This window comes from Dietzia sp. DQ11-71 (genome assembly GCF_014144995.1).
Classification (GTDB): Bacteria; Actinomycetota; Actinomycetes; order Mycobacteriales; family Mycobacteriaceae; genus Dietzia; species Dietzia kunjamensis.
Map to the genome: position 1 here is coordinate 1 of NZ_JAALDT010000194.1, position 3,134 is coordinate 3,134.

Here is a 3,134-nt window from a genome sequence, read left to right on the forward strand (position 1 = left end):
CGATACCCGTCCGACCGCTACCCGATCATCAGAACCGCTCTTTCCGAAAGGCGTCCCAAACAGACATCACCACCGAAGCCGAAGCGGTATCCACTTCTTGATTTCACCGCTTATGCTGGCGGCGACGCAGGGGCCGAACAACGTTCACTCACGCGTTGCCCCAGATCCACGCTGGTTGTCCCCGCTTCGAAAGTGCAAAAAATGCCTATGGCCAGTACTGAGGATAACCGCCTCGAGTACAGTGGCGTCCTTGATCGAATTCGTTCGATCTTGCCGTCACTCATTCCCAGTGAACAGCGGGTCGCCACTGAAGTCGTTGAAAATCCCGAAAACGTTCTAGATTTGCCCGCCGCGGCGATGGCCGCCCGCACGGGCACCTCGGCTGCCACCGTGAGCCGGGCATCTAAGAACTTAGGCTTCAGCGGCTACCAGCATCTGCGGATGCTCATCGCACGGGAGTTGGGCGCCCGTAGTTCCGGTGGCTCCGTGGCAGATGAGCCCGGTGACCGCGGAATCGTCCGCTCCTCGTTCAGCAAAGCCGCTGACGCACTCTCCATCGCCGTAGATTCGATCGACTTCGAGGCATTCAACCGGGCCGCCGACCTCATCGCCGGAGCAGGCCGGGTGCTCATCGTGGCAAACGGCGGCTCGGCGCCGCTTGCGCACGCGGTCACCATTCAGTTCCTGGCATCGGAACGTGTAGCCGAGGCGCCCGCCGATGCTGTGACTCTCAACTTCGTTTGGCGGGATTTCGCAGCATCGCTTGGCGGCTCAGGTGAAGCCGGTGGCGAGGGTGGAGCGGCGGAGTCAGTGTCCGTCGCCGAGGTGGCCGGAGAGTTTGTCCAGACGATCGAGGCTCGATCCGTCAAGGCCGATGATCTCGACGGTCTTGCCCTTGGCGGCGTACTTGTGGGTGATCGCGTCCAGGGTGGCCACGGTGGAGGCGTCCCAGATATCGGCCTCGGTCAGGTCGATGACCACGTGCTGGGGGTCGCCGGTGTAGTCGAACTGGTAGACCAGATCGTTGCTCGAGGCCCAGAAAAGCTCGCCACGCACTCGGTAGGTGCGGATGTCGATGGTGCCGTCGTGATTGACGTCGAGTTCAGAGACCTTCTCCAGGCTCGTCATGTGGGCCACGCGGCGGGCGAACATGACCATCGCGGTGAGCACGCCGAGGATGACGCCGATGGCCAGGTTGTGGGTGATCACAGTCGCGGCGACGGTGACCGCCATGACGATCGTCTCCGGGAGCGGCATCAGGCGCAGGGTGCGTGGGTGGATGGAGTGCCAGTCCATGGTGGCCACCGAGACCATGATCATCACCGCGACCAGGGCAGCCATGGGGATCAGGCCGACGATGTCGCCCAACGCTACGACGAGGATGAGTAGGAAGATCCCAGCCAGCAGGGTGGACAGGCGGGTGCGGGCGCCGGACTGCTTGACGTTGATCATGGTCTGGCCGATCATCGCGCAGCCGCCCATGCCGCCGAAGAAGGCGGTGACGATGTTGGCCACGCCCTGGCCCCATCCCTCACGGGTCTTGTCGGAGCGGACCTCGGTGATGTCATCGACGAGTTTGGCGGTCATCATCGACTCCATGAGCCCGACCAGCGCCATCGCCAGGGCATAGGGGGCGATGATTTGCAGCGTCTCCAACGTCCACGGCACGTCGGGGATGAATAGCGACGGCAGCGAGGAGGGCAGCTCGCCCTGATCGCTGACGTTGGGCATGGTCCAGCCGAAGAGCACGACCACGGCGGTGATCGCCACGATCGCCACCAGCGGGGCCGGCACCGCGGCCGAAAGTTTGGGGAAGAACACCATGATGAGCACGCCAGCGGCGACCATCGGGTACACCAACCACGGCACACCCAGCAGGTGCGGGATCTGCGCGGTGAAGATCAGGATGGCCAGGGCGTTGACGAACCCGACCATCACCGACCGGGGGATGAAGCGCATGAGCTTGCCCACCCCGATCACGCTCAACACGACCTGGAAGATGCCGGCCAGCAGCACGGTGGCGATGAAGTAGTCCAACCCGTACTCGCGCGCCACGGGGGCGATGACCAGGGCGATTGCGCCGGTCGCTGCGGAGATCATCGCGGGCCGTCCGCCGGTGAAGGCGATCGTCACGGCCATGGTGAAGGAGGCGAACAGCCCGACCCTCGGGTCCACTCCGGCGAGGATCGAGAACGAGATCGCCTCGGGGATGAGCGCGAGCGCGACGACCAGACCGGCCAAGACCTCGGTGCGCAGTCGGCGGGGGGAAGAGAAGGCGTACTTGAACGACGCGAGGACGCCGACGGGTGCGAGATCGTCATCCGAGCTGGCCGGGGGCGGGGACGAGGCCCCGGATGCGTGGGTGGGAGCTGTCACGGGGGTTTTCCTAACCGTGGAGGGAACATGACACACTCTCCCGTAACGGGAGGTTTGAAACCTACCGTAACGTCAGGTTTGGGTAGCGTTGAATTTGGGACCGACACCGTGACCTATTTCACGAGGAGTGTGATGCGGGAAGAGTCCGCACGAATGGTCGGTGAGGTCGCTGACTTCACCGGCCTGTCGATCCGCACGCTGCGCCACTACGACGACATCGGCCTAGTGGTGCCCTCCGGCCACACCGCCGGCGGATTCCGGCTCTACACCGACGCCGACATCGACCGACTGCTCCTCGTCCGGCGAATGAAACCTTTGGGCTTCTCGCTGGAACGCATGAAGCAGTTCCTCGAAGCCACCGACATCCTTACGGCGGCCCAACGCTCAGAATCGCCGGGGCTCGATGACTGGCACGCCGCCAGAATGACCGTCGAAGAGATCCGCGCCGAAGCTGAAGCGCGCTACCTCGAACTGCAGACCCAACTCGAGTACAGCGCCGAGTTCTTGCAACTATTCCGCCAGAGGTTTGACTAAGCAGGCTGATCCATAAACGACCGTTTTTGCTACAAGTGAACTCGAGCTCGCCGGATTTGGATACGCCGAGGTGGGCGGAAGCCAATTTTGTAGCGGAACCCAGTCTCAAAATCTATGTTTCTGATCTGCCCAGCAGCGACGAGTATTGCTACATTTGTCGGTATGGGCCACGCTTTCGGGTACGCACGGGTGTCGACTGGCGATCAAGACGCCCGACTGCAGCA

2 protein-coding genes and 1 pseudogene are annotated in these 3,134 nt (G+C 63.0%); 2 read left to right on the forward strand and 1 reads right to left on the reverse strand.

Annotated features, from left to right (window positions below):
* Positions 1-207: 207 nt before the first annotated feature.
* Positions 208-450, forward strand: a pseudogene (locus G6023_RS16375) (MurR/RpiR family transcriptional regulator); the annotation flags it as partial.
* A gap of 357 nt (positions 451-807) precedes the next feature.
* Here G6023_RS16375 and G6023_RS07940 read toward each other — a convergent pair.
* Positions 808-2,376, reverse strand: coding sequence for a SulP family inorganic anion transporter (locus G6023_RS07940; RefSeq protein ID WP_063972674.1), 1,569 nt, complete (start codon positions 2,374-2,376; stop codon positions 808-810).
* 132 nt (positions 2,377-2,508) lie between these two features.
* Here G6023_RS07940 and G6023_RS07945 point away from each other — a divergent pair, with 132 nt between their 5' ends.
* Positions 2,509-2,910, forward strand: coding sequence for a MerR family transcriptional regulator (locus G6023_RS07945; protein ID WP_006898346.1), 402 nt, complete (start codon positions 2,509-2,511; stop codon positions 2,908-2,910).
* Positions 2,911-3,134: the final 224 nt, after the last annotated feature.

Coding starts and splice junctions, on each gene's coding strand:
- G6023_RS07945 (WP_006898346.1), top strand. CDS start 2,509: ATGCGGGAAGAGTCCGCACGAATGGTCGGTGAGGTCGCTGACTTCACC.